The 24511-nt window shown below is 58.7% G+C and carries 23 protein-coding genes and 2 tRNA genes; 16 read left to right on the top strand and 9 right to left on the bottom strand.

The features are described 5' to 3' along the window. Positions 1-157: 157 nt before the first annotated feature. From IM295_RS01530 to IM295_RS01515, 4 genes are all read left to right on the top strand, one after another. Positions 158-1171, top strand: a complete 1014-nt coding sequence (locus tag IM295_RS01530; protein ID WP_032644912.1) for a LacI family DNA-binding transcriptional regulator — start codon at positions 158-160, stop codon at positions 1169-1171. 133 nt (positions 1172-1304) lie between these two features. Then, on the top strand, positions 1305-1850 hold the full coding sequence (gene hydN / locus IM295_RS01525; RefSeq protein ID WP_008499565.1) for an electron transport protein HydN: 546 nt from the start codon (positions 1305-1307) through the stop codon (positions 1848-1850). A gap of 6 nt (positions 1851-1856) precedes the next feature. After that, positions 1857-4073 carry a carbamoyltransferase HypF gene (gene hypF, locus IM295_RS01520; RefSeq protein WP_193066120.1) on the top strand — a complete coding sequence of 739 codons (2217 nt, stop codon included), beginning with the start codon at positions 1857-1859 and terminating at the stop codon, positions 4071-4073. 1 nt (position 4074) lies between these two features. After that, positions 4075-5097 carry a HoxN/HupN/NixA family nickel/cobalt transporter gene (locus tag IM295_RS01515; RefSeq protein WP_045261259.1) on the top strand — a complete coding sequence of 341 codons (1023 nt, stop codon included), beginning with the start codon at positions 4075-4077 and terminating at the stop codon, positions 5095-5097. Positions 5098-5187: 90 nt separating this feature from the next. Here the strand turns inward: IM295_RS01515 and norW are convergent, their stop codons facing one another. Both norW and norV read right to left on the bottom strand, forming a co-directional pair. Continuing rightward, entirely contained in the window at positions 5188-6321 is a 1134-nt protein-coding gene (gene norW, locus IM295_RS01510) for an NADH:flavorubredoxin reductase NorW (RefSeq protein ID WP_193066119.1), read from the bottom strand. After that, entirely contained in the window at positions 6318-7760 is a 1443-nt protein-coding gene (gene norV / locus IM295_RS01505) for an anaerobic nitric oxide reductase flavorubredoxin (protein WP_193066118.1), read from the bottom strand. Before norV ends, norW begins: the two co-directional genes overlap by 4 nt. 187 nt (positions 7761-7947) lie before the next feature. Between norV and norR the strand changes: the two genes are divergently transcribed. After that, the gene (gene norR, locus IM295_RS01500) at positions 7948-9462 is read left to right on the top strand and encodes a nitric oxide reductase transcriptional regulator NorR (RefSeq protein WP_193066117.1); all 1515 of its coding nucleotides are present in this window, start codon (positions 7948-7950) and stop codon (positions 9460-9462) included. Here the strand turns inward: norR and gutQ are convergent. The 7 genes from gutQ to srlA all read right to left on the bottom strand — a co-directional run bounded on the left by gutQ (position 9459) and on the right by srlA (position 14369). Next, the gene (gene gutQ, locus IM295_RS01495) at positions 9459-10424 is read right to left on the bottom strand and encodes an arabinose-5-phosphate isomerase GutQ (RefSeq protein ID WP_041908497.1); all 966 of its coding nucleotides are present in this window, start codon (positions 10422-10424) and stop codon (positions 9459-9461) included. The two genes, norR and gutQ, sit on opposite strands and share 4 nt — an antisense overlap. Beyond that, positions 10417-11190 carry a DNA-binding transcriptional repressor gene (locus IM295_RS01490; RefSeq protein ID WP_010434430.1) on the bottom strand — a complete coding sequence of 258 codons (774 nt, stop codon included), beginning with the start codon at positions 11188-11190 and terminating at the stop codon, positions 10417-10419. Before IM295_RS01490 ends, gutQ begins: the two co-directional genes overlap by 8 nt. 63 nt (positions 11191-11253) lie before the next feature. Further along, positions 11254-11613: a transcriptional regulator GutM gene (gutM, locus tag IM295_RS01485; protein WP_041908501.1), complete on the bottom strand. Its 360-nt coding sequence runs from the start codon at positions 11611-11613 to the stop codon at positions 11254-11256. Positions 11614-11680: 67 nt separating this feature from the next. After that, positions 11681-12460, bottom strand: coding sequence for a sorbitol-6-phosphate dehydrogenase (srlD, locus tag IM295_RS01480; protein WP_023294411.1), 780 nt, complete (start codon positions 12458-12460; stop codon positions 11681-11683). 14 nt (positions 12461-12474) lie between these two features. Beyond that, positions 12475-12837: a PTS glucitol/sorbitol transporter subunit IIA gene (gene srlB / locus IM295_RS01475; RefSeq protein ID WP_045261263.1), complete on the bottom strand. Its 363-nt coding sequence runs from the start codon at positions 12835-12837 to the stop codon at positions 12475-12477. Between the two features lie 12 nt (positions 12838-12849). Next, positions 12850-13809, bottom strand: coding sequence for a PTS glucitol/sorbitol transporter subunit IIB (locus IM295_RS01470; protein ID WP_192971695.1), 960 nt, complete (start codon positions 13807-13809; stop codon positions 12850-12852). Further along, on the bottom strand, positions 13806-14369 hold the full coding sequence (gene srlA, locus IM295_RS01465; protein ID WP_003862164.1) for a PTS glucitol/sorbitol transporter subunit IIC: 564 nt from the start codon (positions 14367-14369) through the stop codon (positions 13806-13808). The genes IM295_RS01470 and srlA overlap by 4 nt, the downstream gene beginning before the upstream one ends. A gap of 253 nt (positions 14370-14622) precedes the next feature. Between srlA and mltB the strand changes: the two genes are divergently transcribed. From mltB to IM295_RS01410, 11 genes are all read left to right on the top strand, one after another. After that, positions 14623-15723: a lytic murein transglycosylase B gene (gene mltB, locus IM295_RS01460; protein WP_170228335.1), complete on the top strand. Its 1101-nt coding sequence runs from the start codon at positions 14623-14625 to the stop codon at positions 15721-15723. A 257-nt stretch (positions 15724-15980) separates the two neighbouring features. Continuing rightward, positions 15981-16634 carry a metal ABC transporter ATP-binding protein gene (locus IM295_RS01455; protein WP_193066116.1) on the top strand — a complete coding sequence of 218 codons (654 nt, stop codon included), beginning with the start codon at positions 15981-15983 and terminating at the stop codon, positions 16632-16634. Next, positions 16631-17491, top strand: a complete 861-nt coding sequence (locus tag IM295_RS01450; protein WP_188246054.1) for a metal ABC transporter permease — start codon at positions 16631-16633, stop codon at positions 17489-17491. The genes IM295_RS01455 and IM295_RS01450 overlap by 4 nt, the downstream gene beginning before the upstream one ends. Positions 17492-17505: 14 nt before the next feature. Next, positions 17506-18384 (top strand): metal ABC transporter substrate-binding protein, encoded by an 879-nt coding sequence (locus tag IM295_RS01445; RefSeq protein WP_028014191.1) that lies wholly within the window; start codon positions 17506-17508, stop codon positions 18382-18384. A gap of 129 nt (positions 18385-18513) precedes the next feature. Then, positions 18514-19011 carry a nicotinamide-nucleotide amidase gene (gene pncC, locus IM295_RS01440; protein WP_028014190.1) on the top strand — a complete coding sequence of 166 codons (498 nt, stop codon included), beginning with the start codon at positions 18514-18516 and terminating at the stop codon, positions 19009-19011. 89 nt (positions 19012-19100) lie between these two features. Next, positions 19101-20159, top strand: coding sequence for a recombinase RecA (gene recA, locus IM295_RS01435; RefSeq protein ID WP_028014189.1), 1059 nt, complete (start codon positions 19101-19103; stop codon positions 20157-20159). A gap of 68 nt (positions 20160-20227) precedes the next feature. After that, positions 20228-20728 (top strand): recombination regulator RecX, encoded by a 501-nt coding sequence (gene recX / locus IM295_RS01430; protein WP_028014188.1) that lies wholly within the window; start codon positions 20228-20230, stop codon positions 20726-20728. A gap of 131 nt (positions 20729-20859) precedes the next feature. Next, positions 20860-23487, top strand: a complete 2628-nt coding sequence (gene alaS, locus IM295_RS01425) for an alanine--tRNA ligase (protein ID WP_028014187.1) — start codon at positions 20860-20862, stop codon at positions 23485-23487. 241 nt (positions 23488-23728) lie between these two features. Then, positions 23729-23914 carry a carbon storage regulator CsrA gene (gene csrA / locus IM295_RS01420; RefSeq protein ID WP_000906486.1) on the top strand — a complete coding sequence of 62 codons (186 nt, stop codon included), beginning with the start codon at positions 23729-23731 and terminating at the stop codon, positions 23912-23914. A gap of 342 nt (positions 23915-24256) precedes the next feature. Then, a tRNA-Ser gene (locus IM295_RS01415) sits at positions 24257-24349 on the top strand. 4 nt (positions 24350-24353) lie between these two features. Continuing rightward, positions 24354-24430: transfer RNA gene (locus IM295_RS01410), tRNA-Arg, on the top strand. Positions 24431-24511 lie beyond the last annotated feature (81 nt).

Raw genomic sequence — 24511 nt, 5'->3', positions numbered from 1 at the left:
TCATGAGTTTCTTTTGTTGAAACAAGACCGCTTTTTGGACATTTTTTCTTTTCGTGATGAAGATCGCAGTGGGGTGTAGAAAGCGTGACGCCGTCGCTGCGACAATTTTTTCGCGGTGCAGTACACTGCCCGCATGAGTTTCGGATGGAAGAACAATATGACCACGATGCTGGAAGTGGCGAAGCGGGCAGGCGTGTCGAAAGCGACGGTTTCCCGGGTGTTGTCGGGCAACGGCTACGTTAGCCAGGAGACCAAAGACCGGGTTTTTCAGGCCATTGAAGAGAGCGGCTATCGCCCGAACTTGCTGGCGCGAAACCTGGCGACCAAACGCACCCAGACGCTTGGGCTGGTAGTGACCAACACCCTGTATCACGGCGTCTACTTTAGCGAGCTGCTGTTTAACGCCGCGCGGATGACGGAAGAAAAAGGGCGGCAGCTGATCCTCGCCGACGGCAAGCACAGCGCCGAAGAAGAGCGCGAGGCGATCCAGTATCTGCTGGATATGCGCTGCGATGCGGTAATTATCTACCCGCGTTTTCTGAGCGTGGAAGAGCTGGACGAGCTCGTCGAGAAATGCGAGCAGCCGATTATGGTGCTTAACCGCCGCCTGCGGAAAAACAGCAGCCACAGCGTCTGGTCCGATCATAAAGCCTCGTGTCAGGACGCGGTGTCGCAGCTGATTGCGAAAGGGCACCGGGAGATTGCCTTTATCACCGGTTCGCTGGATTCCCCCACCGGGGTTGAGCGTCTTTCCGGTTACAGGGATGCGCTGGCGCAGCACGGTATTGCAGCGCGTGACGCGCTAATCGCCGAAGGGAAGTGGAACCCGGCCAGCGGCGCGGCGGCGGTCACTCAACTCCTCTCCCGCGGCGAACCGTTTACCGCGCTGGTGGCGAGCAACGACGATATGGCGATCGGCGCCATTAAGCAGCTGCACGACAGCGGCGTCGCCACCCCGGACGCGGTGTCCGTTATCGGCTTTGACGACGTGGCGATTGCGCCCTACATCGTGCCGTCGCTCTCCAGCGTGCGTATTCCGGTGACGGCGATGATCCAGGAGATCGTCAGTCGCCTGATTTTTATGCTCGACGGCGGAGAGTTCAAATATCAGCAAACCTTTTCTGGCGAGCTTGTCCTGCGCGACTCCGTTACCGATGGTCCGCACCGCTGACGTCGACATCTGTCATCGTCACTAATGACGATGACAGAAACGCTGCGTTTTCATTATTGTTAAAAATCAGTGGGTTAAATATTGGCACGGTTTGTGAATAGCTTCGCGCATAACAGTTATGCCGGAGAAGCAGATGAACCGTTTTATTATGGCCGATGCCAGCAAGTGCATTGGTTGCCGTACCTGTGAAGTGGCGTGCGTGGTTTCCCACCAGGCGGAGCAGGATTGCGCCTCTCTCACTCCCGATACCTTCCTGCCGCGCATTCACGTCATTAAAGGTGTGAATATTTCCACCGCCGCCATCTGTCGCCAGTGCGAAGATGCGCCGTGCGCGAACGTCTGCCCGAACGGGGCGATTAAGCGCGAGAAGGGCTTTGTGCACGTGATGCAGGAGCGCTGCATCGGCTGCAAAACCTGCGTGGTGGCCTGTCCGTATGGCGCGATGGAGGTGGTTGTCCGCCCGGTGGTGCGCAACAGCGGCATGGGGCTGAGCGTGCGGGCAGAGAAAGCCGAAGCCAATAAATGCGATCTTTGCTATCACCGCGAAGCCGGCCCGGCCTGTATGGAGGCCTGCCCGACGCACGCGCTGGTCTGCGTGGATCGTGACAAGCTTGAGCAGATGAGCGCAGAAAAACGCCGTCGCGCGGCGTTCGACACCTCGTCATCGCTGCTGTTTTAAGCTGCGATGAGCGTTAACGGCGTACTGCTTCGGGTGCGCGGCAAAGTGCAGGGCGTGGGGTTTCGGCCCTTCGTCTGGCAGCTGGCGCACCGGCTGAAGCTTGTGGGCGATGTCTGCAACGACGGAGAGGGTGTCCTGGTGCGTCTCGCGGGTAATGGGGGGGACTTTACCGCGAGGCTGCATCAGGACTGCCCACCGCTGGCACGCATCGATCGCGTTGAAACGCAGCCGTTCACCTGGGCGGACATGCCTGAGGACTTTACCATCCGCCACAGCGATCGCGGGGCGATGGATACGCAAATCGTACCGGATGCCGCCACCTGCCCGGCGTGTCTGGCTGAAATGCGCGATCCCCGCGAGCGCCGCTATCGTTACCCGTTTATCAACTGCACCCACTGCGGGCCTCGGTTTACCATTATCCGCGCCATGCCGTACGACCGTCCGGCCACGTCGATGGCCGCATTCCCGCTCTGCGCGCCGTGCGAAACCGAGTACCGCAACCCGGCCGACCGCCGCTTCCACGCCCAGCCGGTGGCCTGCCCGGACTGCGGGCCGCAGCTGGAATGGCGAGCCGGAGATGCTGTTGCCATACGCGAGTCGGCTTTACGCGCGGCGGTGTCGATGCTGAAAGGCGGCGGCATTGTCGCGGTGAAAGGGCTGGGCGGTTTCCACCTCGTTTGCGACGCGCTGGATCCGCAGGCGATACAGAAACTGCGAATGCGCAAGCAGCGCCCGACGAAGCCGCTGGCGGTGATGCTACCGGATGCGGACGATCTGCCGGAGACGATACAGACGCTGTTACGCTCGCCCGCGGCACCGATCGTGCTGACGCCGAAAGCTTCGCTTCCCGCGTTTCCCGAGGAAATTGCCCCAGGGCTCGACTGCGTTGGCGTGATGCTGCCCGCGAACCCGCTCCAGCATCTTTTGCTGATGGACTGCCGGCGCCCGCTGGTGATGACCTCCGGCAACCTCTGCGGCAGGCCGCCTGCCGTCACCAACGCGCAGGCGCTGGAGGATCTCAGCGGCATCGCGGACGGCTTCCTGCTGCACAACCGCGACATCCTGCAGCGCATGGATGATTCGGTGATGGATCGGGATGGCGCTATCCTGCGTCGTGCCCGGGGTTTTGTGCCCGATGCCGTCACGTTGCCCGCGGGTTTTGAGAATATCCCCGCCATGCTGTGCACCGGTGCAGAGATGAAAAATACCTTCTGCCTGGTGCGCGGCAACCAGGCGGTGCTGAGCCAGCACTTTGGCGATCTGAGCGACGAGGGCGTAGAGGCGCAGTGGCGCAGCGCGCTCTCGACGATGCAGGGCATCTACGCTTTCCAGCCTGATAAGCTGGTGTGCGATGCCCATCCGGGGTATCGCGCGCGCCGGTGGGCGCAGGAGCAGGCGCTGCCCGTCGAAACCGTGCTGCATCATCACGCTCACGCGGCGGCGTGCCTGGCGGAGAACGGCTGGCCGCTCGGCGGCGGAGACGCTATCGCTCTGACGCTGGACGGGATCGGCATGGGCGAGAACGGCGCGCTGTGGGGCGGAGAGTGCCTGCGGGTGAACTATCTCGACTGCGAACGGCTCGGCGGCCTGCCTGCCGTGGCGCTGCCGGGCGGCGATCTGGCGGCAAAGCAGCCGTGGCGTAATCTGCTCGCCCACTGCCTGGCGTTTGTCCCGGACTGGCAACGCTACCCGGAAACGCGAGCGGTTCAGCGCCACAGCTGGCCGCTGCTGGCAACGGCGATCCAGCGTGGCATCAACGCGCCGCAGGCGTCGTCCTGCGGTCGTTTGTTTGACGCGGTCGCCTGCGCGCTGGGCATTGACACGCAGCGCTACGAAGGCGAGGCAGCGTGCAGGCTGGAGGCGCTGGCATCGCAGTGCGCGGGCGTTGACCATCCGGTGATTCTGAAAGCGAATAACCTTGCGCTGTTCTGGCAGCAGTGGCTGAACTGGCAGGCGGAGCCCTGCGAGCGCGCGTGGGCGTTTCACGACGCGCTGGCAAAAGGGCTGGCTCAGCTCGCCGCGCGCCATGCCCGACGCTTATCGATTTCGACAATCTGCTTCAGCGGCGGCGTGTTGCACAACCGCCTGCTGCGCGCGCGCCTGCGTCATCATCTCTCTGACTTTACGCTTCTTTTTCCTTCGCGCCTGCCCGCAGGTGACGGAGCGATCTCCTTCGGGCAGGCGGTGGTTGCCGCTGCCCGGTCATGTTCAAAAAGGATTTAAAATGTTACGACTGTTACGCAACGAACCTCGCGCCGCGCTTCTGCTGCTGGCTCTGGTAATGGCAAACCTGCTGGCCTGGGGATGGGCATGGCACTCTTTTAGCGGCAGCACGGCGCTGATGGCCGCCAGCCTGCTGGCGTGGTGCTACGGGCTGCGCCATGCGGTGGATGCCGACCACATCGCGGCCATTGATACCGTGACGCGTAAGATGATGCAGCAGGGCAAACGCCCGTGCGGGGTGGGGGCGTGGTTCTCGCTGGGGCACTCCACCATCGTGGTGCTGGCCTCCATTGCCATCGCCGCCACCGCCACGGCGTTTCAGAAAAACATGGAATGGTTCCACGAAACCGGCAGCCTGATTGGCACTGCGGTATCCGCTACTTTCCTGCTGGCGATGGCGCTGGTGAATATGGTGATCCTGCGCGGCGTCTGGCGCAGTTTCCAGGCGCTGAAAAAGGGCCAGACGGTGCAGGGTGACGTCACTCTGCCTGCCCAGGGGGGCGTTATGAACTGGCTGTTCGGTAAAACCTTCCGCCTCGTCAATAAAAGCTGGCAGATGTATCTGGTGGGTTTCCTGTTTGGCCTCGGCTTCGACACGGCCACCGAAATTGGCGTGCTGGGGATCTCCGCCGCCAGCGCCTCCAGCGGGATGTCCGTGTGGTCAATCATGATCTTCCCGGCGCTCTTCGCCAGCGGCATGGCGCTGGTGGATACGCTCGATAACCTGCTGATGGTCGGTGCCTACGGCTGGGCGTTTGATAAACCGCAGCGCAAGCTCTACTACAACATGACCATCACCGGCACCTCTGTGGTGGTTGCGCTGTTTATCGGCGGGCTGGAAGCGCTGGGCCTGCTGATGGATAAATTTGCCCTCAGTGGCGGCATCTGGGATCTGATCGGCGCGGTAAATGACAACCTGGGCAACGCCGGATTTGTGGTTGTCGGGCTGTTTGTTGCCTGCTGGCTCATCTCCATGGCCAACTATCGCTGGCGCGGCTACGACGCGCTGGTGGTGCGCTCCTGAACTCCCCACCCTGTTTTACCCGGCGGCGCTACGCTTGCGCGGGTCTGCATGTAGGCCGGGTAAGCGGAGCGCTACCCGGCAATACGAGGGTTAAGCAGGCAGCGATTTCAGCAGGGCGAAGGCCTCCTTCATCCGGTCTTCGCTGACGACAAAGGCGCGCATCTGACCGTCTGCATCGGTGCCGCGCGCCACCATTCCCTGTGGTTCGAGGGTAATTTGCCAGTTCAGATCCTGACGCTGCGTTTCACCTGCAAGATGCAGCGGCAATTCCGGCGTTTTGACCTTTACCAGCATGGCGGGTAATTTCAGCGGCGCGCTGCCGCCGAGCAGGTTTTTTGCCAGATACATGGCGCTTAATTGTATCGGCTGCAGGAAGGGCAGCACCTGGCCGTTAATTTCCGCGCAGTCGCCCAGGGCATAAATATCCGGCCGCGTGGTTTGCAGGTAGCTATTTACCTTCACGCCGCGGTTTATTTCAGCCCCTGCGCGATGCGCCAGCGCGGTTTCCGGGCGCAGACCCGTCGCGGCAACCACCGCATCCACTTCTAGGCTGCGGCTTCGGTCGAGCGTGGCACGGATACCGCCTTCGGTTTTGCTCAGGCTTTGTAGCTGCGATTTCAACATCAGATGCACGCCCATATAAGTCAGACGATGCTGTAAGCGACTGCTTACTTCTGCCGGCATCAGCGCCGACAGAATGCTCGCTGCGTGGTCAACCAGGGTCACGGATTTTCCCGCCCGACAGAAGTCCATCGCCAGCTCGGTGCCGATCAGCCCGCCGCCGACAATCATCACCCGTTGCGCATCGCGTAACAGGGTTTCGCTGCCCTGATACTCCTGCTGGCTGTTGAGGGTAATCATCAGCTCGCGGCCCTCAACCGGCGGCACAAACGCAGATGCCCCGGTCGCCAGCACCAGCCTGTCGTACTGCCAGGTATGATCTTTCGCTTTCACCACATGGGCGTCGGCGTCAATATCCGTAACCCAGGTGTACGGAAACAGGCGCAGGTTGAACTGCTCTGCGAACTCCCCCGCCGTCTGGCGGGTGAGTTCGTCGGCGCGCTGATTCTGGCTGATGACGTGGCTTAAATCAGGCTTGTTGTACTCGTCCATGCTGTCGGCGGCGATCAGCGTCAACGGCACGTTTGCATCCTGTTTGCGGATATTTTTCACCAGCTGGCGGGCAGCAAAGCCCGAGCCGATGATAACGATGCCGTGGCTCATTTTGCCTCCGTTGCCAGTTCATCAAAGACGTCTTTGCCGAGGGAGCATTCCGGGCAGAGGAAGTTGTCCGGCACCTCGCTCCACGGCGTGCCCGGGGCAACATCCTGCAGCGGCTCGCCCCGTTCCGGGTCGTAAATCCACTGGCATACGCTGCACTGCATGCAAGGCCCGAGGTCGGCAGCGACGGCTTCCGCTTCGGCTTCCGGCGGAACCGCCGCGGCGGGGGCGGTTTCCGGCAGCGGGGCGAGCGCCCACTGACGGGCGATGTCGCGGCCATGCTGGCGGCAGATTTCCAGGGCGTCGATATCCGGACGCCATTTCGCCTTCAGGCTCATGGACATCTCAAAACCTGCATCCTGTAAACGGGTGGAAAGACGGTCTACCGCGCCGCCGCTCCAGCCGTGTGAACCAAAGGCGCTGGCGCGTTTGTTACGAAAGCGCAGGCCGGTCATCTCTTCCACCAGGCCGGCAATCTTCGGCATCATCACGTTATTCATGGTGGAGGTTCCCACCAGCACGCCCTTGGAGCGGAAGACGTTGGTCAATACCTCGTTCTTATCGCTGCGCGCCACGTTGAAGATTTTCACCGCCACGTTCGGGTCAACTTCATTGATCCCCTGGGCAATCGCGTCCGCCATCATGCGGGTGTTGTTGGACATGGTGTCGTAGAAGATAGTGATGCGGTCTTCCTGGTAATCCGCGGCCCACTTCAGATACAGCTCGACGATCTGGGTGGGGTTTTCACGCCACACCACGCCGTGGGAGGTGGCAATCATCTCCACCGGCAGGTTGAAGCCGAGGATCTCGGTAATTTTAGGCGTCACCAGGCGGCTGAACGGGGTCAGGATGTTGGCGTAGTAGCGCTGACACTGTTCGAACAGCTCGGTCTGATCCACTTCATCATTAAACAGGCGTTCGTCGCAGTAGTGCTGGCCGAAGGCGTCGTTGCTGAACAGCACCGCGTCGCCGGTCATGTAGGTCATCATGCTGTCCGGCCAGTGCAGCATCGGGGTTTCGACGAAGATCAGCTGCTTGCCGTTGCCGATATCCAGCGTGTCGCCGGTTTTTACAGTGTGGAAGTTCCACTCTGGATGATGGTGGTGGCCGTTAATTGAATCAATGGCGTTGGTGGTGCAGTAGATTGGGGTATCCGGAATGTGGGACATCAGTTCGGTCAGCGCCCCGGCGTGGTCCTCTTCCGCATGGTTGATGATGATGTAGTCGATGTCATTCAGGTCGATTTCACCGCGCAGGTTCTGCACGAACTCACGGCTGAATTTGTGATCGACGGTATCGATCAGAACGTTTTTACCTTCGCGGATGAGATAGCTGTTGTAGCTGCTGCCGCGCAGCGTTTTGTATTCCGTCCCGTGGAAATCGCGCACTTCCCAGTCACGTTGACCCACCCAATGAATGTTATTTTTAACCAGAATAGACATAGCAACCTCAACTTAATACAGCGTTTTCAAATAAGATGGTTTGCTTATATCAAGTTGCATGCCAACTTTTTAAACTATTAATATTCAATGGGTTGTGATTTAATGCCCCGTAATGAGTAGTCATTATGACTATCCTAAAAAGAGTCAATATGACATTATTCATTGTCAAAATGACAGTGAGGCAGTCATGAGCTTTTCCGTAGACGTCCTGGCGAAGATCGCCATTGAGCTGCAAACCGGTATCGGCCATCAGGACCGCTTTCAGCGCCTGATCTCCACGCTGCGCCACGTGCTGGATTGCGATGCGTCGGCGCTGCTGCGTTACGAAGGGCGGCAGTTTATTCCGCTGGCTATCGACGGCCTGGCGAAGGACGTACTCGGGCGGCGCTTTACGCTGGAGGGCCATCCGCGTCTGGAAACCATCGCCCGCGCGGGCGACGTGGTGCGTTTCCCGGCAGACAGCGATCTGCCCGATCCGTACGACGGTCTGATTCCGGGGCAGGAGAGCCTGAAGGTGCACGCCTGTATTGGCCTGCCGCTGTTCGCCGGGCAGAATCTGATTGGCGCATTAACCCTCGACGGCATGTCGCCGGATCAGTTCGACACCTTCAGCGACGAAGAGCTGCGCCTGATTGCGGCGCTGGCCGCCGGGGCGCTGAATAATGCGCTGCTGATAGAGCAGCTGGAGAGCCAGAATTTTCTTCCCGGTAGCCCGACGGCGTTTGAGCCGGTGGCGCACACCGAGATGATCGGCCTTTCACCGGGCATGGCGCAGCTCAAAAAAGAGATTGAGATTGTCGCCGCGTCCGATCTGAACGTGCTGATCTTCGGAGAGACTGGTACCGGTAAGGAGCTGGTGGCGAAGTCCATCCATGAAGCTTCGCCGCGCGCGGTCAACCCGCTGGTGTACCTCAACTGCGCCGCGCTGCCGGAAAGCGTGGCGGAGAGCGAGCTGTTCGGTCACGTCAAAGGGGCGTTTACCGGGGCCATCAGCAACCGCAGCGGCAAGTTTGAAATGGCCGATAACGGCACGCTGTTTCTTGATGAGATTGGCGAGCTTTCCCTTTCACTTCAGGCCAAGCTGCTGCGCGTATTGCAGTACGGCGACATCCAGCGCGTGGGGGATGACCGCAGCCTGCGGGTGGACGTGCGGGTCCTTGCTGCGACCAACCGGGATCTGCGCGAAGCGGTGCTGGCCGGGCAGTTCCGCACCGACCTGTTCCATCGCCTGAGCGTGTTCCCGCTGTCCGTGCCGCCGCTGCGCGAGCGCGGAGACGACGTGGTGCTGCTGGCGGGTTATTTCTGCGAACAGTGCCGTCTCAAAATGGGGCTGTCCCGCGTGGTGCTTAGCCCGGGGGCGAGAGCGCATCTGCTCAGCTACGGCTGGCCGGGCAACGTGCGCGAGCTGGAGCATGCGATTCACCGCGCGGTGGTGCTGGCGAGGGCGACGCGCTCGGGGGATGAAGTGGTGATTCATGCGCGCCATTTTGCGCTGCATGAGGAAAATGCCCCGACCGTGAAGCCTGCTGTGCCTGAGAGCGCAATCGAAAACCTGCGCGAAGCGACGGAAGAGTTTCAGCGTCAGATGATTACCCGCGCGCTGGAGCTGAATAACCGCAGCTGGGCGGCGTGCGCGCGGGCGCTGGAGATGGACGTCGCCAACCTGCACCGGCTGGCGAAGCGACTTGGGCTGAAGGGTTAAATAATCCCGGCCTGGTAGAAGTCCTGCAGGTTGATAGCGCCGCACAGCCTGCCGTGCTCGTCCACCACCGGTGCGGCGGTGATTTTGCGCTTCATCAGCACCTCTTTGGCTTCAATGGCACGGCTGTCGGCGTTGAGCGTCAGCCCGCCTTTGGTCATGGCGTCAGACACGTTTGTTTCCAGCCTGCCGCCGCCCACCAGCCAGCGGCGCAGGTCGCCGTCGGTGAACACGCCCTTCACGTTTCCGCCGTCATCGCATACCGCCACCAGCCCCAGACCGGTGCGGCTCAGCTCCAGCATCGCGTCCATCACGCTGGTATCGAGTTTGACCTGCGGAATGGCATCGTCAGTGCGCATCAGATGGTGAACCTTATTGAGCAGTCGCGCGCCGAGCGCACCTGCCGGATGCGAACGGGCAAAATCTTCCTCATTGAATCCGCGCGCCTGCATTACCGCCATCGCCAGCGCGTCGCCCATCATCAGGGTGTTAACGGTGCTGGAGGTCGGGGCGAGGTGCATCGGGCAGGCTTCACGCTCAACGGAAATATCCAGCGTCGCTTTGGCGGCCAGCGCCAGCGGCGAGCGGGGTTTCCCGGTCATCGCCAGCAGGGCGACCGATTTTTCCTGCAGGCGCGGAATAATCAGATCCAGCTCTTTGGCCGAACCGGAGTAGGAGATAAACAGCATCACGTCGCGGCTTTCGATCATCCCGAGATCGCCATGCAGTGCCTCTGCCGGATGCACGAAGAACGCCGGGGTACCGGTGCTGGCGAGCGTCGCGGCAATCTTCTTGCCGATATGGCCGGATTTACCGATACCCGCCACAATCACTTTGCCTTCGCAGTGGATAATGGTGTTGGCGGCGCGGACAAAATCCTCGCCCAGACGTTCCGGCAGGCGGCTGGCTTCCTGCAGCTCCAGCATCAGCGTCTGGCGGCCCGTTTCTAACAGAAAATCACTCATCTCTTTCTCCGGTTACGATCACGTCGATCCCTTTCTCTTCCAGCGCTTTTTTGAACGCCGGATCGATACCCGCGTCGGTAATCAGCTTATCAACGCTTTCGAGGCTACAGACAATATTGGGGCTTTTGCGGCCAAACTTCGACGAGTCGGCCATTAAAATCACCTCCCGCGCGGCGTTACACATGGCTTTGCTGACGCTGAACACCTCGTTAAACGTCGTGACGCCTGCGTTCAGGTCGATGCCGTCGGTGCCCATAAACAGTTTATCGAAGCTAAAGTGGTCGAAAGCGTTCTCCGCCAGCTGGCCGTGAAAGGACGCCGATTTTTTGCGGAAGGTGCCGCCGGGCATCAGGATGGTCTGCTCGCTGTCGAACTCCGACAGCGCGTTGACGATGTGCAGGCTGTTGGTCATCACCGTGATGTTGTTGAAGCGGCTGAGCAGGGGGATCATCTGCAGGACGGTACTGCCTGCGTCGAGGATGATGGAATCGCCGTCCTGGATAAATTTGACGGCGGCTTCGGCAATCAGCGCTTTCTGGTGGGTATTGATCAGCGTTTTGTGATCGATTGGCGGGTCCGCTTCGTCCTTGTTGAGCACCACGCCGCCATAGGTGCGAATAACGGCGCCAGAGTTTTCGAGCAATACCAGGTCCTTGCGTATTGTCGTGCCGGTGGTGTCAAAGTAGTGGGCCAGATCCTCTACCGAGCATTTTCCCTGCTTTTGCAGATGCTCGAGAATGGCCGCCTGCCGCTGACGTGGTTTCATAGGCGCTTTGTTCCTTAGGTTGCGAAATGATAATTTCGCAAGTCTATAACTTTCACAACGAAATTATCCATGTTTCAGATTGAGCGCTAATGATAGTGCATTCTGACAGAGTGAATCATGGGGAAAGATCACATCAGGCTGCAATTCCTGTAACAAGAGGCCGTTGATTGCCTGGATTTTGGCCGGACGGGCAAATACCGTCATGCCACGCATGAGGAGGGAATCGCACACCCGGTCGTGCTCGTCCAGCGCTACAGCGACGACCACGCGCGGTTTAAAGCGTCCGCCGGAACGCCCGACGCCGACGCGGCCCTTCTGACACAGCGCATCAAACGCGCGGTTAAACTGGTGGATCTGCCAGCCGCCAAACGCCATCTGGCACAGCCAGGCGAGGGCGGCGACGGTGATGAGTGCGGTTACCATATCGACTCCTTGTTTTGTTCCCTCTCCCGGTGGGAGAGGGTTAGGGTGAGGGCATCAGGCCGCTCGATCAGAACATCACCTGCCCACCGGTCACGTTAATCGACTGCCCGGTGCAGTACGACGCTTTCGGACTGGCGTAAAACAGCAGCATGTTCAGCACGTCCTGATAGTCACACCCGCGCTTCAGCGGCACTTTATCGATGTAGTACTGCTCCACTTCCTCAGCCTTGATGCCGAGCTTGGTGGCGTACTGCGGCAGCAGGGACTGGAACATCGGCGATTTCAGCAGGTTGCCCAGCATCAGCGAGTGCACGGTAATCCCGTATTCGGCCAGATCCAACGCCAGGGACTGCGTCAGCCCCACGCCGCCAAACTTCGCCGCGCTGTACCCGGAGTTGTGCTTGCTGCCCACTTTCCCGGATTTTGAGTTGATCTGAATGATGCGCCCCTGAATCCCGTCGCGGATCATCAGGCGGGAAAACTCGCGGGCGCAAAGGAAATAGCCCACCAGATTCACCTGCAGCGAACGGTCAAAATCCCCCAGCTCGAAATCGCTGATAAACGCCGCTTTCGCAATCCCCGCGCTGTAGACCAGCAGGTCGGTGCGCCCAAAAATCTCGTCCACGCCGCGAGCTAGCGCCATCACGCTCTGCTCGCTGGTGGCGTCGGCACCAAACCCGTACGCCATCCCTTCGCCAAACTCGGTGTTAATGGTGTCCGCCACGCGGGCGGCTTTTTCACTCTGAATGTCCACTACCGCCACGCGGTAGCCCTCTGCGGCAAGCCCACGGCAGAGGAACTCGCCTAAGGTTTGTCCCCCACCAATGACAACGGCAACCTGACTCATGAGATTCTCCTTAATTACGCAACAAATTTTAACGTGCAGCCTGGGGTGACAGCCTGCGGAACCGGGCCATCCACGTGAACCGTACCGGGGTATTCCGCCTGCGGCTGGCCGTCGAAGCGCAGGGTGATGTGGCCGAGCTCGCGCAGGTTTTGCTCGGCCACGTCGCCGACGGCGGTGACGGCATAGCGCGCCTCGCCCAGCTCCAGCTGGCTTCCGGCCTTCAGCTCGCCGTTCAGTTCGCCGTGGCAGTGGATAAAGCAAAACTCTTCGATATCCGCCGGAGCGCCTTCGCGGAAGGTGATCAGCATCTGGTCGCTCAGCGCGTCCGCTGCGCTCTGGCCGATGCGGGTAATGGTGGTCTGGTAAATGACGTTCATTGCAGGAACCTCTTATTGATAGATAAAGCCGGAGACAAACCAGGCAATCAGCACCGTCGGCGCGCCCGTCAGGAAGCGGCTCACCAGCACGGACGGTACGCCCACGCGCACGGTGTCCTGGCGCGCTTCGGCCAGCGACAGCCCCACGGGGATGAAGTCGCACGCCGCCTGGGCGTTAATGGCAAACAGGGCGGGCAGGGCGAGGTGCGGGGGAATGTTGCCCAGACCAATCTGCACCCCTATCAGCACGCCGATGACCTGGGCAATCACCGCGCCCGGGCCGAGGAACGGCGACAGCAGCGGGAAGGAGCAGATCAGTGCCAGCGTCACCAGCCCGAGCGGGTGACTGGCGAGCGGGGCGAGGCCATGGGCAATCCAGTCGCCCAGACCGGACGCCATGATGATGCCGATCAGCGCCGAGACGAACGCCATAAACGGCAGAATCGTTTTCAGCACCGTGTCGATAGTGTCGCGCCCGGACTGGAACAGCACCGCCACGGCGGAGCCCATCCCCATCCCGACCTTCGCCAGCAGGCCGTCGCTCTGCTCGGTGATCTTCTTGCTGGTGTCGTACTCGCGCGGGGCTGCTTTTTGCGGCGCGGCAGTGCCATTCATCAGAGTGATGTTGTCCTCCTTCACGCCCGAGACATAAATGTCCTCAAGGATGTACTGCGCCAGCGGACCGGATTTCCCGGTGGAGTGAATATTCACCGTCGGAATGCGGCGCTTCGGATAGATGCCGCAGCGCAGCGTGCCGCCGCAGTCAATCACCGCCACGCCGATGTCCGCTTCCGGCGGCTCGCCCTCTTTAAAGCCGTCAACCGCTTCCCATCCGGTCAGCTCGCGCAGCTTGTCAACAATCGCCGGGCGCGTGCCCGCGGTGATGTAGACGATCTTTTTGCCTTCGGTGGCGTCGAACTCCAGCGGGCCGCCCCAGCCGCCCGTGCCTTTCTCAATGCGGATCCGGTTCATGCTGTCGCTCCTGAAAGATGGACCTTCTGTTCAAGCTGGATGCCCATTTTTTTCTCGAAAATAGCGGTGGTGAGGTCGGTCACCCAGCCGCGGAAGAAGTTGGTCACCAGGCCAACCAGCAGGTAGCTAACCGCCAGCGGGCCGAGCGGCAGGCCAAGCGTGGTCAGGCCGCTGGCGATCCCGAGATAGACAAACAGCTCTCCGGGGTTGATGTGCGGGAACAGGCCGTTCATCGAGTGGCAGCTGTAGGAGGCGGCGGCGTAGTAGCTCGGCTTGTACTTTTCCGGCATAAAGCGGCCGAGGCTTAAGGTCATCGGGTTACAGAAAACAAAGGTGCCGATGAATGGCAATATCAGGTAGCGGGACAGCGGGTTACCGGCGCAGCGCTGGGCAAAGCGTTCGATGCGCTGCTGGCCGATAAAGTTGATCAGCGCGTTCATGATCACCAGCAGGCTGATCAGCAGGGGCAGGATCCCGGTCACCATGCCGGTGAACACTTCTCCGCCTTTCTGAAACAGCCCGATGAACCACTCGGCGCCGTGGGTAATGGTTTCTATCATTCTTCTCTCCTGTGGGGCTTTTTTGTTTTTGTATAACTGCGGCTAATAATAATCACTTTGAAAGGTTTTAAAGTGTTAGTTAGATCTCACAATGAAAGAAAAATGTATTATTTTGAAAGTTAATTGATGGGGTGAATAATTTTCGGTGGAAAAAAGCGCGGATTTGCGTTGTGGAGGCGCGTACCGCTTCCTTGAGGTGTTGCGGATGCTTTACCATACTGGGTTCTTATCGAACCCGTTAAATGGATGTCTCATGTTCAAGCGTCGTTATGCAGCGCTGTTGCCTGCGCTTATCCTGCTGTCTGCCTGTAGCAGCAAACCTAAGACCGAAGCCGTTCAGCAAACGGCGGGCGCGCCTTCCGGGGGATTCCTGCTGGAGCCGCAGCACAATATGATGCAGATGGGAGGCGACTTCGCGAATAACCCGGCGGCCGAGCAGTTCATTGATAAAATGGTGAGCAAACACGGTTTCGACCGCCAGCAGCTGCATGAAATTTTGTCTCAGGCGAAGCGTCTGGACTACGTTCTGCGCCTGATGGACAGGCAGGCACCGTCCGCCCAGGTGCCGAGCGGGCCGAACGGCGCATGGCTGCGCTACCGCAAACAGTTTATTACCCCGGACAACGTGCAAAACGGCGTGGTGTTCTGGAACCAGTATGAAGATGCGCTCAACCGCGCGTGGCAGGTTTACGGCGTGCCGCCGGAAATCATCGTCGGGATTATCGGCGTAGAGACCCGCTGGGGGCGCGTGATGGGCAAAACCCGCATCCTCGACGCACTGGCGACGCTCTCCTTTAACTACCCGCGCCGCGCGGAGTATTTCTCTTCCGAGCTGGAAACCTTCCTGCTGATGGCGCGCAACGAGCAGGACGATCCGCTCGATCTGAAAGGGTCATTTGCCGGCGCGATGGGCTACGGCCAGTTTATGCCGTCCTCCTATAAGCAGTATGCCGTCGACTTTAACGGGGATGGTCACATTAACCTGTGGGATCCGGTGGATGCCATCGGCAGCGTGGCGAACTACTTCAAAGCGCACGGCTGGACGCCGGGCGGCCAGGTTGCCGTGCAGGCGAACGGCGAAGCGTTTGGTCTGGAAAACGGCTTTAAAACCAAATACAGCGTTGCACAGCTGACGGCGGCAGGCTTAACGCCAACCCAGCCGCTGGGCAATGTTGACCAGGTGAGCCTGCTGCGTCTGGACGTGGGAACCGGCTACCAGTACTGGTACGGCATGCCGAACTTCTACACCATCACCCGCTACAACCATAGCACCCACTATGCGATGGCGGTGTGGCAACTGGGGCTGGCGGTATCGCAGGCTCGCGTCCCGGCGGCGTCGCCGTTTAGTCAGTAACTCGCCTTATTCCGCCCTCTCCCTGTGGGAGAGGGCACCCGCGCGCACCTCTTTCCCGCAGAAACATTTCGCCACACTCCCATGTCACTCCCGCCGTTTACATCTTCATCGCCTTTCATTATTGTTATGTTATAACATTATTTTTGAGTTGAAATATCCATGTCCCTGTTTTCTCTCTCATCCCCGGTTCGGCTGCTGCTGGCGATGGTGCTCATTCTTTTTCTCGGGCTGGCCGTGCGCTGGGCGGTGGCGCTGCCATGATCGTGATGAACGCACTGGTTGCGGGCTACGACCGCCAGCCCGTCACGCGTCCGCTTTCGGGCGTGATTGAACGCGGCAGCATGACCGCGATTATCGGCGCCAACGGCTGCGGCAAATCCACGCTGCTGAAAACCCTCGCCGGATTTATTCCGCCCGTCAGCGGCAGATTTCACTGGCAGGGTAGACGACCGGTAATCGGCTGGCTGGCGCAGCGTCACGCGCTGGAAGCGCAATTTCCGCTGACCGTCCAGGACGTGGTGAGCATGGGCTGCTGGCCCGGAATTTCGCTTTTCGCCGGTTTTCGTCGCGAAGCGCGTCTGCGCATTAGTGGTGCACTTGAGCGCGTGGGGCTGGAGTCGATGGCGCTCTCCACCATTGATGAACTCTCCGGCGGCCAGTTTCAGCGCATGCTTTTTGCCCGCGTGTTAGTACAGCAGGCGCCGCTGGTGATGCTCGACGAGCCCTTCACCGGCGTTGATGAAGCGACCTGCAACGTGCTGATGGACCTGATGCTGGAGATGTATATGCAGGGGCAAACGCTGCTCGCGGTACTGCACGACAGCGAGCGCGTGGCGCGCCACTTCCCGCAGACGCTGCGGCTGGATACTGACGCCCCCCAGTGGAAAACCGAATGGGTGAGGGTGGCATGATCTGGCACACATTCTTCCAGCCGTTTATCGAATTCGGCTTTATGCGCCGCGCGTTGGTGGTTTGCCTGGCGCTCTCCGTCAGCACCACCGCGCTCGGCGTGTTTCTTCAGCTGCGCCGGATGAGCCTGATGGGCGATGCGCTTTCTCACGCCATTTTGCCCGGCGTCGCCGTGGGGTATTTGCTCAGCGGGATGTCGCTGTTGGCTATGACCGTCGGCGGGTTTATCGCCGGGATTGCCGTTGCGCTGGTGGCCGGGCTGGTCAGCCGCCGCACGCCGCTGAAAGAGGATGCCAGCTTTGCCGGTTTTTACCTGGGGTCACTGGCGCTGGGCGTCACGCTGGTATCTCTGCGCGGCTCGAATGTCGATCTGCTGCATCTGCTGTTTGGCTCAATCCTCGCGGTGGACAACGACGCCGCGCTGTTTGTGACCGGCGTGTGCATCTTCACCCTTATCATGCTGGCCCTTTTTTACCGCGGGCTGGTGACGGAGGCGTTTGACACCGCCTGGCTGCAGGTGAATGCCCGCTGGCTACCCGGCGTATTGCACGGTCTGTTTCTGGCGCTGCTGGTCCTGAACCTGGTGGCCGGTTTTCAGGTGCTCGGCACGCTGATGGCCGTCGGGCTGATGATGCTCCCGGCGGTGGCGGCGCGCTGTTGGGTCCGCACCTTACCCGGATTACTCCTGATGGCTGGTATCAGCGGTATTTTCTGCGCGTGGCTGGGGCTAAGCCTCTCCTGGGCGGCAAGTTTACCCGCGGGGCCATCTATTGTGCTGACCGCCAGCGCGCTGTTCTTTATTTCCGTTTTATTTGGCACGCGCAGCAGGCTGGCTGGCAGCCTGCGGGCGCTTTATTAACGCAAGGGGAAACGATGAAAAGTACAGGATTAATCATGGCGCTAGCGCTGGGGATGATGTCGCATAGCGTGATGGCGAAAACGCTGAATGTGGTCACCAGCTTTTCGATACTGGGGGATATCGCACAGGAGGTGGGGGGCGATCGTGTAAACGTGACGACGTTGGTGGGGCCGGACGGCGATCCCCATACCTTCGAACCGTCGCCTAAGGACAGCGCGGCGCTGAGCAAGGCTGACGTGGTCGTGGTCAACGGTTTGGGGCTGGAAGGCTGGCTCGACCGCCTGGTGAAAGCCTCCGGGTTCAAAGGCCAGCTGGTCGTCGCCTCAAACGGGGTGAAAACCCACACGCTTGAGGAAGATGGAAAGACCGTGACCGATCCGCACGCCTGGAACAGCGCGGCGAACGGTGCGCTGTATGCGCAAAATATTCTGAACGGGCTGGTGAAAGCCGATCCGGAAGACAAAGCGGCGCTGGAGGCTTCAGGAAAACCATACATTGCGCAACTGACTCAACTGGACAGCTGGGCCAAAACGCGCTTTAGCCAGATCCCGCAGGAAAAGCGCAAAGTGCTGACCAGCCATGACGCGTTTGGTTATTTTGGCCGCGCTTACGGCGTAACCTTCATGGCACCTCAAGGACTCTCTTCAGAGAGCGAGGCCAGCGCGTCTCAGGTGGCGGAGATTATCAAGCAGATTAAAGCCGACGGCGTGAAAACATGGTTTATGGAAAACCAGCTCGATCCGCGTCTGGTGAAGCAGATTGCGTCGGCGACGGGCGCACAGCCGGGCGGCGAACTTTACCCGGAAGCCCTGTCGGCAAAAGGTGGGGCAGCAGACACCTACGTTAAGGCGTTTCGCCATAATGTCGATACGCTTGCGAACAGCATGAAATAATATTTTTACAGCCGGTGCGCCCGCACCGGCTTTTTTCTGAAGCCCCCTCGTAAAACCTGAAGCGCATCCCCATATCTGACGAGAAAGTGCTATCTTGTGCTGCACGTTTTTCTCAAGCCTGGAGCAAGAATGACTGACCATGAATTGATGCAGCTTAGCGAGATCGTTGGCCTTGCCCTGAAGCAGCGTGGCGCGACTATTACCACCGCGGAATCCTGCACCGGCGGCTGGGTGGCGAAAGCGATTACCGATATCGCCGGCAGTTCCGCCTGGTTTGAACGTGGCTTTGTGACCTACAGTAACGAAGCTAAGGCGCAGATGATTGGCGTGCGCGAAGCCACGCTGGAACAGCATGGCGCGGTCAGCGAACCGGTTGTCATTGAAATGGCCATTGGCGCGCTGAAAGAGGCGCGGGCAGATTACGCCATTTCCATCAGCGGCATCGCGGGGCCGGACGGCGGCAGCGACGTGAAGCCTGTCGGCACCGTCTGGTTCGGGTTTGCCACGTCCAAAGGGGAAGGGATCACCCGTCGGGAGTGCTTCAGCGGCGATCGCGAAAGCGTGCGTCGTCAGGCTACCGTTTATGCGTTAAAAACGCTCTGGCAACAATTTCTACAAAATACTTGATACTGTATGACTATACAGTATAATTGCACCAACAGAACAGAAGTCCATGGTGAAGCGCAGTTGCTTCTCCCGGCATGACAGGAGTAATAATGGCTATCGACGAAAACAAACAGAAAGCGTTGGCGGCAGCACTGGGCCAGATCGAAAAGCAATTCGGTAAAGGCTCCATCATGCGCCTGGGTGAAGACCGTTCCATGGATGTGGAAACTATCTCCACCGGTTCGCTTTCTCTGGATATCGCACTGGGCGCGGGCGGTTTGCCGATGGGGCGTATCGTAGAAATCTACGGTCCGGAATCCTCAGGTAAAACGACGCTGACCCTGCAGGTTGTTGCAGCGGCGCAGCGCGAAGGTAAAACCTGTGCGTTTATCGATGCCGAGCACGCGCTGGACCCGGTCTATGCCCGTAAGCTGGGCGTTGATATCGACAACCTGCTGTGTTCCCAGCCGGACACCGGCGAGCAGGCGCTGGAAATTTGTGACGCGCTGGCACGCTCCGGTGCGGTTGATGTGATCATCGTCGACTCCGTTGCGGCGCTGACGCCAAAAGCGGAAATCGAAGGTGAAATCGGTGACTCTCACATGGGCCTCGCGGCACGTATGATGAGCCAGGCGATGCGTAAGCTGGCCGGTAACCTGAAGCAGTCCAATACGCTGCTGATCTTCATCAACCAGATCCGTATGAAAATTGGTGTGATGTTCGGTAACCCGGAAACCACCACCGGTGGTAACGCCCTGAAATTCTACGCCTCTGTCCGTCTGGATATCCGCCGTATCGGCGCGGTGAAAGAGGGCGAGAACGTGGTGGGTAGCGAAACCCGCGTGAAGGTTGTGAAGAACAAAATCGCAGCACCGTTCAAACAGGCCGAATTCCAGATCCTCTACGGCGAAGGTATCAACTTCCTCGGCGAACTGGTTGACCTGGGCGTGAAAGAGAAGCTGATTGAAAAAGCGGGCGCCTGGTACAGCTACAACGGTGACAAGATTGGTCAGGGTAAAGCGAATGCTATCTCCTGGCTGAAAGAGAACCCGGCTGCGGCGAAAGAGATTGAGAAGAAGGTGCGTGAGCTTCTGCTGAACAACCAGGACTCCAAACCTGATTTCGTGGTGGATGCCGCGGATGCTGAAGAAACCAACGAAGACTTTTAAGTCTCTCGTGTAAAGATGAAGGGCTGCTGACGCGGCCCTTTTTGCATTTCTGATTCTGCAGGTTTTTTATGAGTGAACCGACATCACGCCGACCCGCCTACGCGCGCTTGCTGGATCGTGCGGTACGCATTCTCGCCGTGCGCGACCACAGTGAACAGGAGCTGCGGCGGAAGCTGTCAGCGCCCGTCATGAGCAAAAACGGGCCGGAGGAGATTGATGCCACTGCGGAAGACTACGACCGCGTGGTGGCCTGGTGCTATGAGCATCATTACCTGGACGATGACCGGTTTGCCTCGCGTTTTCTCGCCAGCCGTGGTCGCAAAGGGTATGGGCCCGCGCGCATCCGCCAGGAGCTGAACCAGAAAGGGGTAGCCAGGGAGTCCATCGAAAAAGCGATGCGCGAAAGCGACACGGACTGGTGCGAACTGGCAAAAGAGCAGGCGATTCGTAAGTACGGCGAACCGTTGCCGCGTGAATTTTCAGAAAAAGTCAAAATCCAGCGCTTTTTGCTCTACCGCGGCTTTCTGATGGAAGATATTCAGGATATCTGGCGTAATTTTGCCGATTGAACGCATGCGGGATTTTACTTCCCACTAAAGAAAACTTATCTTATTCCCACTTTTTCCAGTAGCTGGTCCGTCCAACGGTTTACCGATACAGGCTGGCTACGACATTTCGTTAGCTTGATTTCAGGATAATTATGAGCAAGAGCACCGCTGAGATCCGTCAGGCGTTTCTCGATTTTTTCCATAGTAAGGGACACCAGGTTGTTGCCAGCAGCTCCCTGGTACCGAACAACGATCCGACTCTGCTGTTTACCAACGCCGGGATGAACCAGTTCAAGGATGTGTTCCTTGGTCTCGACAAGCGTAATTATTCCCGCGCCACAACCTCACAGCGTTGCGTGCGTGCGGGCGGTAAACACAACGACCTGGAAAACGTCGGTTACACCGCGCGCCATCACACCTTCTTCGAAATGCTGGGTAACTTCAGCTTCGGCGACTACTTCAAACATGATGCCATTCAATACGCATGGGAGCTGCTGACCGGTGAGAACTGGTTCAACCTGCCGAAAGAGCGTCTGTGGGTGACCGTCTACGAAACCGATGACGAAGCGTTCGAAATCTGGGAAAAAGAAGTGGGTATCCCGCGCGAGCGTATTATTCGCATCGGTGATAACAAAGGCGCGCCATATGCGTCTGATAACTTCTGGCAGATGGGCGACACCGGTCCTTGCGGTCCGTGCACCGAGATCTTCTACGATCACGGCGACCATATCTGGGGCGGCCCTCCAGGCAGCCCGGAAGAAGACGGCGATCGCTATATTGAGATCTGGAACATCGTCTTCATGCAGTTCAACCGCCAGGCTGACGGCACTATGGAGCCGCTGCCGAAGCCATCCGTTGATACCGGTATGGGCCTGGAGCGTATCGCCGCGGTTCTGCAGCACGTTAACTCCAACTACGAGATTGACCTGTTCAGCACTCTGATCAAAGCCGTTGCGAACGTTACCGGCGCGACCGATCTGAACAACAAATCGCTGCGCGTTATCGCAGACCATATTCGTTCCTGTGCGTTCCTGATTGCCGACGGCGTTATTCCGTCGAATGAAAACCGTGGCTACGTGCTGCGTCGTATCATTCGCCGTGCGATCCGTCACGGCAACATGCTGGGCGCGAAGGATACCTTCTTCTATAAACTCGTTGGGCCACTGATTGGCGTGATGGGGTCAGCCGGCGACGAGCTGAAACGCCAGCAGGCGCAGGTTGAGCAGGTTCTGAAAACCGAAGAAGAGCAGTTCGCTCGTACGCTGGAGCGCGGTCTGGCGCTGCTGGACGAAGAACTGGCGAAGCTTAAGGGCGACACGCTGGATGGCGAAACCGCTTTCCGCCTGTACGACACCTACGGCTTCCCGGTTGACCTGACGGCGGACGTTTGCCGCGAGCGCAACATCAAAGTTGATGAAGCAGGATTTGAAGCCGCGATGGAAGAGCAGCGTCGTCGTGCGCGTGAGTCCAGCGGTTTCGGTGCAGACTACAACGCGATGATCCGCGTTGATAGCGCGTCTGAATTCAAAGGTTATGAAGCGCTGGAACTGACCGGCAAAGTGACCGCCCTGTTTGTTGACGGTAAAGCCGTAGACAGCATCAGCGCGGGTCAGGAAGCCGTCGTTATTCTGGACAAAACGCCGTTCTATGCGGAATCCGGCGGTCAGGTTGGCGATAAAGGCGAACTGAAAGGCAACGGTTTTAGCTTCAGCGTTAGCGACACCCAGAAATACGGTCAGGCGATCGGTCACCAGGGCAAACTGGTATCCGGTTCTCTGAAAGTGGGCGAGGGCGTACAGGCTAACGTTGATGAAGCACGCCGTGCGCGCATTCGTCTGAACCACTCTGCAACCCACCTGATGCACGCAGCCCTGCGCGACGTGCTGGGTACCCATGTTGCACAGAAAGGTTCTCTGGTAAACGATAAAGTGCTGCGCTTCGACTTCTCGCATTTTGAAGCGATGAAGCCGTCTGAAATTCGCGCGGTGGAAGACCTGGTGAACGCGCAGATCCGTCGTAACCTGCCAATTGAGACCCACATCATGGATCTTGAGGACGCGAAGAAAAAAGGTGCGATGGCGCTGTTTGGCGAGAAATATGACGAGCGCGTTCGCGTGCTGAGCATGGGCGACTTCTCTACCGAACTGTGCGGCGGTACCCACGCCTCGCGCACCGGTGACATCGGCCTGTTCCGCATTGTTTCCGAATCCGGTACGGCTGCAGGTGTGCGTCGTATTGAAGCGGTGACCGGTGAAGGCGCAATCGCCAGCCTGCATGCGCAGAGCGATCAGCTGCACGACATCGCGCAGCTGCTGAAAGGCGATAGCCAGAATCTGGGCGAGAAAGTGCGCGTTGCGCTGGATCGCACGCGTCAGCTGGAAAAAGAGCTGCAGCAGCTGAAAGAGCAGGCTGCGGCGCAGGAGAGTGCAAACCTCTCCAGCAAGGCTGTAGACATTAAGGGCGTCAAACTGCTGGTCAGCGATCTGGCGGGCGTTGAGCCTAAGATGCTGCGCACTATGGTCGACGATCTCAAGAACCAGCTTGGTTCTACCGTTATCGTGCTGGCGACGGTGGCAGAAGGTAAGGTTTCTCTGATTGCGGGCGTCTCTAAGGATGTGACCGACCGCGTTAAAGCAGGGGAACTGATTGGTATGGTCGCCCAGCAGGTGGGCGGTAAGGGTGGCGGTCGTCCGGACATGGCGCAAGCCGGTGGTACGGATGCGGCGGCACTTCCTGCGGCATTAGCCAGCGTTGAAAGCTGGGTAAGCGCGAAACTGTAATAACTACAAAGCACAAGCAGACGCCATAGCGGCAACGTTATGGCGTCTTGTTCACTGTGCTATCGATAACGATAAAGTCAGGTTGAGTTTGTGTATATCGGCTAAACTTACGTTTAACAGAATGTGATGCCGTGACTGCTTACACTTTACGTGTTTGTCATCGCTTACTTTTTGGCGTTATATGATGGATAATGCCGGGATACAAGAGACCCGACTCTTTTAATCTTTCAAGGAGCAAAGAATGCTGATTCTGACTCGTCGAGTTGGTGAGACCCTCATGATTGGGGATGAGGTCACCGTGACAGTTTTAGGGGTAAAGGGTAACCAGGTACGTATTGGTGTTAACGCTCCTAAAGAAGTATCTGTCCACCGTGAAGAGATCTACCAGCGTATCCAGGCTGAAAAATCCCAGCAGTCCAGTTACTGATATTGTCGCGTCTCGCTGTCGGGCGAGACGCAACCCTCCCGCTATTTTTCCTGCTCAAAGTTACCGTTTAATTTCAATCGCTCTCTTTTTAACCACTCCGTTACCCTTAACTCGTCTCAATACCGCCATTTCGGCAGATGTTTTCTGTGGCGTTGCCTGCAAAATCCGCTTATAAAACACCCTCTTTGCGGCTTTTACATGCGAATTGCGTGTGATTTGTGCAAACGATAAAAGCTTTTGGAAAATTGTTTGACTTATAAGTCCCAGAAAGTAATATATGCGCCACGCAGCGACGAGAAGCTCTTAACGAGTCACTCGAAGCACTCGAAAGAGGCGTTGTGTGGTGAGGTGGCCGAGAGGCTGAAGGCGCTCCCCTGCTAAGGGAGTATGCGGTCAAAAGCTGCATCCGGGGTTCGAATCCCCGCCTCACCGCCATTTTGCATCCGTAGCTCAGCTGGATAGAGTACTCGGCTACGAACCGAGCGGTCGGAGGTTCGAATCCTCCCGGATGCACCATCTATTACTTCATATTGCTTTCGAAGTGATATGAATATCGAGCAGTACAGTAGTAAATCCCGATGCATCCGTAGCTCAGCT

This window comes from Enterobacter cloacae complex sp. P14RS, assembly GCF_014895895.1.
Lineage (GTDB): Bacteria > Pseudomonadota > Gammaproteobacteria > Enterobacterales > Enterobacteriaceae > Enterobacter > Enterobacter bugandensis.
This window is presented reverse-complemented; position numbering and strand designations above follow the sequence as displayed.

Bases quoted from the DNA above. Each gene is read 5' to 3' on its own strand.
- IM295_RS01530 (WP_032644912.1), top strand. From the start codon at position 158: ATGACCACGATGCTGGAAGTGGCGAAGCGGGCAGGCGTGTCGAAAGCG.
- hydN (WP_008499565.1), top strand. From the start codon at position 1,305: ATGAACCGTTTTATTATGGCCGATGCCAGCAAGTGCATTGGTTGCCGT.
- hypF (WP_193066120.1), top strand. From the start codon at position 1,857: ATGAGCGTTAACGGCGTACTGCTTCGGGTGCGCGGCAAAGTGCAGGGC.
- IM295_RS01515 (WP_045261259.1), top strand. From the start codon at position 4,075: ATGTTACGACTGTTACGCAACGAACCTCGCGCCGCGCTTCTGCTGCTG.
- norW (WP_193066119.1), bottom strand. From the start codon at position 6,321: ATGAGCCACGGCATCGTTATCATCGGCTCGGGCTTTGCTGCCCGCCAG.
- norV (WP_193066118.1), bottom strand. From the start codon at position 7,760: ATGTCTATTCTGGTTAAAAATAACATTCATTGGGTGGGTCAACGTGAC.
- norR (WP_193066117.1), top strand. From the start codon at position 7,948: ATGAGCTTTTCCGTAGACGTCCTGGCGAAGATCGCCATTGAGCTGCAA.
- gutQ (WP_041908497.1), bottom strand. From the start codon at position 10,424: ATGAGTGATTTTCTGTTAGAAACGGGCCGCCAGACGCTGATGCTGGAG.
- IM295_RS01490 (WP_010434430.1), bottom strand. From the start codon at position 11,190: ATGAAACCACGTCAGCGGCAGGCGGCCATTCTCGAGCATCTGCAAAAG.
- gutM (WP_041908501.1), bottom strand. From the start codon at position 11,613: ATGGTAACCGCACTCATCACCGTCGCCGCCCTCGCCTGGCTGTGCCAG.
- srlD (WP_023294411.1), bottom strand. From the start codon at position 12,460: ATGAGTCAGGTTGCCGTTGTCATTGGTGGGGGACAAACCTTAGGCGAG.
- srlB (WP_045261263.1), bottom strand. From the start codon at position 12,837: ATGAACGTCATTTACCAGACCACCATTACCCGCATCGGCCAGAGCGCA.
- IM295_RS01470 (WP_192971695.1), bottom strand. From the start codon at position 13,809: ATGAACCGGATCCGCATTGAGAAAGGCACGGGCGGCTGGGGCGGCCCG.
- srlA (WP_003862164.1), bottom strand. From the start codon at position 14,369: ATGATAGAAACCATTACCCACGGCGCCGAGTGGTTCATCGGGCTGTTT.
- mltB (WP_170228335.1), top strand. From the start codon at position 14,623: ATGTTCAAGCGTCGTTATGCAGCGCTGTTGCCTGCGCTTATCCTGCTG.
- IM295_RS01455 (WP_193066116.1), top strand. From the start codon at position 15,981: ATGATCGTGATGAACGCACTGGTTGCGGGCTACGACCGCCAGCCCGTC.
- IM295_RS01450 (WP_188246054.1), top strand. From the start codon at position 16,631: ATGATCTGGCACACATTCTTCCAGCCGTTTATCGAATTCGGCTTTATG.
- IM295_RS01445 (WP_028014191.1), top strand. From the start codon at position 17,506: ATGAAAAGTACAGGATTAATCATGGCGCTAGCGCTGGGGATGATGTCG.
- pncC (WP_028014190.1), top strand. From the start codon at position 18,514: ATGACTGACCATGAATTGATGCAGCTTAGCGAGATCGTTGGCCTTGCC.
- recA (WP_028014189.1), top strand. From the start codon at position 19,101: ATGGCTATCGACGAAAACAAACAGAAAGCGTTGGCGGCAGCACTGGGC.
- recX (WP_028014188.1), top strand. From the start codon at position 20,228: ATGAGTGAACCGACATCACGCCGACCCGCCTACGCGCGCTTGCTGGAT.
- alaS (WP_028014187.1), top strand. From the start codon at position 20,860: ATGAGCAAGAGCACCGCTGAGATCCGTCAGGCGTTTCTCGATTTTTTC.
- csrA (WP_000906486.1), top strand. From the start codon at position 23,729: ATGCTGATTCTGACTCGTCGAGTTGGTGAGACCCTCATGATTGGGGAT.